Genomic DNA, 5088 nt, shown 5'->3' with positions numbered 1-5088 from the left:
CTGGAGGCCGAGCGCGGGGCGGTTCGCCGCGCCCTGGCCCGCACCGGGGGCAATGTCTCGGCGGCGGCGCGCGCCCTGGGCGTCAGCCGCGCCACCCTGCACCGCAAGCTGCACCGTCTGGGCCTGATCGGGCTGAACTGAGCGATCTCGACGGAAACTGTCGCAAGTCTGCGACAGGTGTGCGCCGCACCATCGGGGCGGCGTCTGGAACAGGCCGTCGGGCCGACCGACCTTGTCTCCAACGACGCCGACAATCGGCGCCCAAGGAAACCGCAAGGAGGCCGTTCCCATGACCAAACCCGAATTCGTCCGCGCCGTGACGCCGAAATACAAGGCGCGCTACGACAACTTCATCGGCGGCCAGTGGGTCGCCCCTGTCAACGGCCGCTATTTCGAGAACACCTCCCCGGTGAACGGCCGCGTCCTGTGCGAGGTGGCTCGCTCGGACGCGGCCGACGTCGAGCTGGCGCTGGACGCCGCCCACGCGGCCAGGGACGGTTGGGGCAAGACCAGCGTCGCCCAGCGGGCCCTGATCCTGAACCGCATCGCCGACCGCATGGAGCAGAACCTTCAGGCCATCGCCGAGGCCGAGACTTGGGACAACGGCAAGCCGGTGCGCGAGACGCTCGCGGCCGACATCCCGCTGGCCATCGACCACTTCCGCTATTTCGCCGGCTGCATCCGGGCGCAGGAAGGCGGCATTTCCGAGCTGGACAACGACACGGTCGCCTATCATTTCCACGAGCCGCTGGGCGTGGTCGGCCAGATCATTCCGTGGAACTTCCCCATCCTGATGGCGGCGTGGAAGATCGCCCCGGCTCTGGCGGCGGGCAACTGCATCGTGCTGAAGCCGGCCGAGCAGACGCCGGCCTCCATCCTGCTGCTGGCCGAGTTGATCCAGGACATCCTGCCGCCGGGCGTGCTGAACATCGTCTCGGGCACGGGGATCGAGGTCGGCGAGCCGCTGGCCACCAATCCGCGCATCGCCAAGATCGCCTTCACCGGCTCGACCGCCGTCGGCCAGAAGATCATGGAATACGCCACCCAGAACATCATTCCGGTGACGCTGGAGCTGGGCGGCAAGTCGCCGAACATCTTCTTCAAGGACGTGATGGACGCCGACGACGCCTTCCTCGACAAGGCGCTGGAAGGCTTCGCCATGTTCGCGCTCAATCAGGGCGAGGTCTGCACCTGCCCCAGCCGCGCCCTGATCCACGAAGACATCTATGAGGCCTTCATCGAGAAGGCGATCGCCCGCGTCGAGGCCATCAAGCAGGGCGACCCGCTGGATCCGACCACCCAGGTCGGCGCCCAGGCCTCGGACCAGCAGCTGAAGAAGATCCTGTCCTATCTGAAGATCGGCAAGGACGAGGGCGCGGAGGTGCTGACCGGCGGCGAACAGGCCGTGCTGAAGGACGATCTGGCGGGCGGCTATTATGTCAAGCCGACCGTGTTCAAGGGCACGAACGACATGCGCATCTTCCAGGAGGAGATCTTCGGCCCCGTCCTGGCCGTGACCACCTTCAAGACCCTGGAAGAGGCCATCGCCATCGCCAACGACACCGAATACGGCCTGGGCGCCGGGGTGTGGTCGCGCGACATGAACACCGCCTATCGCGCGGGGCGGGCCGTTCAGGCGGGTCGCGTCTGGACCAACTGCTACCACCAGTATCCGGCGCACGCGGCCTTCGGCGGCTATAAGAAGTCGGGCATCGGACGCGAGAACCACCGCATGATGCTGGACCACTATCAGCAGACCAAGAATCTGCTGGTCAGCTACAGCCCCGACAAGCTGGGCTTCTTCTGATCTCGATCAAGGCGCGGGCTTCGGTCCGCGCCTTTTCTGTTCGCGAACTAAACGAGGAGTAGTGACCATGGCGAAAACCATGAAGGCCGCCGTCGTGCGCGAGTTCGGCAAGCCGCTGGTGATCGAGGACGCGCCGATCCCGACGCCCGGCCCCGGCATGATCCAGGTGAAGATCGCGGCCACAGGCGTCTGTCACACCGACCTGCACGCGGCCGAGGGCGACTGGCCGGTCAAGCCGAACCCGCCCTTCATTCCGGGCCACGAAGGCGTCGGCTACGTCTCGGGCGTCGGCGCCGGGGTCAAGCACGTCAAGGAAGGCGACCGCGTCGGCGTGCCGTGGCTCTACACCGCCTGCGGCCACTGCAAGCACTGCCTCGGCGGGTGGGAGACCCTGTGCCACGACCAGCAGAACACCGGCTATTCGGTCAACGGCAGCTTCGCCGAATATGTGGTGGCCGATCCGAACTTCGTCGGCCATCTGCCCGACCAGATCGGCTTCGAGGAGATCGCGCCGGTGCTGTGCGCCGGGGTCACGGTCTACAAGGGCCTGAAGATGACCGACACCAAGCCGGGCGACTGGATGGTGATTTCGGGCGTCGGAGGGCTGGGCCATCTGGCGGTGCAATACGCCAAGGCGATGGGGCTGAACGTGGCGGCGGTCGATATCGACGACGCCAAGCTGGACCTGGCCCGGCGGCTGGGCGCGACGGTGACGGTCAACGCCAAGACCTCCAACGATCCTGCCGCCGACATCAAGCGCCAGACAGACGGCGGGGCCCAGGGCGTGCTGGTCACGGCCGTCTCGCCCAAGGCGTTCGAGCAGGCGCTGGGCATGACCGCGCGCGGGGCGACCGTGGCGCTGAACGGCCTGCCGGCAGGGGACTTCCCGCTGTCGATCTTCGACATGGTGCTGAACGGGACGACGGTGCGCGGCTCGATCGTCGGCACGCGGCTGGACCTTCAGGAGGCGCTGGACTTCGCCGCCGACGGCAAGGTGAAGTCGATCAACACGGTCGAGCCGCTGGACAATATCAACGACATCTTCGCCCGGATGCACAAGGGCCAGATCGAGGGCCGCGTGGTGATGTCCATCGGTTGACGAAAGGGGGGGCCGTCGCGTCGTGCGGCGGCCCCGGCGCCTAGCCGATCAGCTTCAGGGTCACGGCGCTCTGATACAGCATGTAGATCGCCACCACGAAGATCAGGCCCGCGAAGACGCTGTTCAGCAGACCTTTGCGGCCGGACATCAGCTTGGCCAGCCGTGCGCCCACCAACCCGCCCAGAACGCCGCCGCCGATGAAGACCGCCGCCAGCGGCCAGTCGACCCAACCCGCCAGCGCATAGTTGAAGGCGGTGGTCAGGCCGAAGGCGGTGACGCCGACCAGCGACGAGCCGACGGCGTAATAGATGGGCATTCCGGTCGACCCCATCAGGCTGGGCACGATCAGGAAGCCGCCGCCGATACCGAAGAAGCCCGACAGCATCCCCGTCGCCGCGCCCGTGCCGACCAGCTTGGGCGCATTGCGTGCGGTCAGGGTCACGTCCGGGTCGCCCGCGGCCGAGCGGCCGCGCAGCATCAGGGCGCCGACGACCAACATCAGCACTGCGAACAGGGCCAGCAGTTTCTGGCCGTCCACCGCCTTCCCGAAGCTGGAGCCCAGCGCCGCCCCGACCACGCCCGCCGCCGCGAACAGCAGGGCGATCTTCCACTTCACCGCCCCATGCCGGGCGTGGTTCAGCAGATTGGCGAAGGCGTTGGCGGCCACGGCGAAGGCGCTGGTGCCGATGGCCAGGTGCGGGTCTTTCACCCCCACCAGATAGACGATCAGCGGCACGGCCAGGATCGAGCCGCCCCCGCCCACCAGGCCCAGGGTGAAGCCGACCAGCGACCCCGCCCCGGCGCCCAGTCCGTATTGCAGCAGGCTGAGCGGCTCGCCCATCAGGCGGCGCTCTTTTGTGCGCGGGGGGCGACGCCCGGCTCGACGCAGTCGGGGGCGCACAGCCATTCGCGGCCCTTCAGCATCCCGACCCAGTAGATTTCCGGCAGGGCCTGCGCCTTCAGGTGCCAGGCGCGGCGCGTCGGCTGGCGCCCGTCCAGCATCCACGCCGGGAAGCTGGGCAGCAGCTTGCCGCCATAGCCGAACTCGGCCAGCACGATCTTGCCGCGCTCGACCGTCAGGGGGCAGGAGCCATAGCCGTCGTAAACGGCCTTCAGCGCTTTGCCGTCCAGCATGGAGATGACGTTTTCGGCCACGACCGGCGCCTGTTTGCGGGCGGCGGCGGCGGTCTTGGCGTTGGGCGCCGAACAGGCGTCGCCCAGACCGAAGACGTTGTCGAGGCGGTTGTGGTGCAGCGTCGACTGATCGACGTCGATCCAGCCGCTGTCGGCCGCCAGCGGGCTGTTGCGGATGAAATCGGGCGCGGTCTGCGGCGGACAGACGTGGATCATGTCGAAGTCGCGGACGACTTCACTGACGGCTCCATCGGCGTCGGTGACGGCGAAAGTCGCCTTGCGCGCCTCGCCGTCGATGGATGTCAGGCGCGAGTTGAAGCGCAGGTCGACGCCGTAACGCTCGATGTATTTCATCAGGGCGGGGACATAGTCCTTGACCCCGAACAACACGGCCCCGGCGTTGTGGAACTCGATGTCCACGTTCTTGAGGGCGCCGGTGCGCTGCCAGTGGTCGGCCGACAGATAGAGGGCCTTCTGAGGCGCGCCCGCGCATTTGATCGGCATCGGCGGCTGGGTGAACAGGGCGCGGCCGCCCTTAAGCTCCTGCACCAGCTTCCACGTATAGGGCGCCAGATCGAAGCGGTAGTTGGAGGTCACGCCGTTGCGGCCCAGCGTTTCGTTCAGGCCGGGGATGGCGTCCCAGTCCAGCTTGATGCCCGGCGCGGCGACCAGGGCGCGATAGCCGATGCGGCGGCCGTCCGACAGGCGCACCTGATCGGCCTCGGGCGCGAAATCAACGACGCTGTCCTTGATCCAGCGGGCGCCCGTGGGGATCAGGCGGCAGGTCTCGCGCATGGTGCGTTCGGGCGTGAAGACGCCCGCGCCGACCAGCGTCCAGCCGGGCTGGTAATAGTGGCGCTCGGACGGCTCGACGATCACTACGTCAAGGCCGGGGCGGCGGCGCAGCAGGCTGGCCGCCGTGGCGATCCCGGCGGCGCCGCCGCCGACGATCAGGACGTCGCAGGTTTCTGATGCTTGCGGATGGGCCATGCCTCAGCCCTCCAGACGCGGGCCGAGCGGCGAGACGTCGTAGCCGGCGGCGGCGGCC

The 5088-nt window shown here is 67.9% G+C and carries 5 protein-coding genes; 3 read left to right on the top strand and 2 right to left on the bottom strand.

The window, feature by feature from the left end; all coding sequences use genetic code 11:
• The 3 genes from RT567_RS13355 to RT567_RS13345 all read left to right on the top strand — a co-directional run.
• Positions 1 to 141: helix-turn-helix domain-containing protein (locus RT567_RS13355; RefSeq protein WP_313576790.1), on the top strand; the 141-nt coding region annotated here is incomplete at its 5' end.
• Positions 142 to 289: 148 nt separating this feature from the next.
• Positions 290 to 1807: an aldehyde dehydrogenase family protein gene (locus RT567_RS13350; protein WP_313576789.1), complete on the top strand. Its 1518-nt coding sequence runs from the start codon at positions 290 to 292 to the stop codon at positions 1805 to 1807.
• A 67-nt stretch (positions 1808 to 1874) separates the two neighbouring features.
• Complete coding sequence (locus RT567_RS13345) at positions 1875 to 2906, top strand: zinc-dependent alcohol dehydrogenase (RefSeq protein ID WP_313576788.1); 1032 nt, start codon at positions 1875 to 1877, stop codon at positions 2904 to 2906.
• Between the two features lie 40 nt (positions 2907 to 2946).
• Here RT567_RS13345 and RT567_RS13340 read toward each other — a convergent pair whose 3' ends face one another.
• Both RT567_RS13340 and RT567_RS13335 read right to left on the bottom strand, forming a co-directional pair.
• Positions 2947 to 3747, bottom strand: coding sequence for a sulfite exporter TauE/SafE family protein (locus RT567_RS13340; RefSeq protein WP_313576787.1), 801 nt, complete (start codon positions 3745 to 3747; stop codon positions 2947 to 2949).
• Complete coding sequence (locus RT567_RS13335; RefSeq protein ID WP_313576786.1) at positions 3747 to 5030, bottom strand: FAD/NAD(P)-binding oxidoreductase; 1284 nt, start codon at positions 5028 to 5030, stop codon at positions 3747 to 3749. The genes RT567_RS13340 and RT567_RS13335 overlap by 1 nt, the downstream gene beginning before the upstream one ends.
• Between the last annotated feature and the right edge of the window lie 58 nt (positions 5031 to 5088).

The organism is Brevundimonas sp. (genome assembly GCF_032107865.1).
GTDB lineage: Bacteria > Pseudomonadota > Alphaproteobacteria > Caulobacterales > Caulobacteraceae > Brevundimonas.
Note: the sequence above shows the minus strand (reverse complement) of the source record. Positions and strands in the feature narration are given on the sequence as shown.

Excerpts from the sequence above, each read along its gene's own strand:
- RT567_RS13350 (WP_313576789.1), top strand. The coding sequence starts at position 290 with ATGACCAAACCCGAATTCGTCCGCGCCGTGACGCCGAAATACAAGGCG.
- RT567_RS13340 (WP_313576787.1), bottom strand. The coding sequence starts at position 3,747 with ATGGGCGAGCCGCTCAGCCTGCTGCAATACGGACTGGGCGCCGGGGCG.
- RT567_RS13345 (WP_313576788.1), top strand. The coding sequence starts at position 1,875 with ATGGCGAAAACCATGAAGGCCGCCGTCGTGCGCGAGTTCGGCAAGCCG.
- RT567_RS13335 (WP_313576786.1), bottom strand. The coding sequence starts at position 5,030 with ATGGCCCATCCGCAAGCATCAGAAACCTGCGACGTCCTGATCGTCGGC.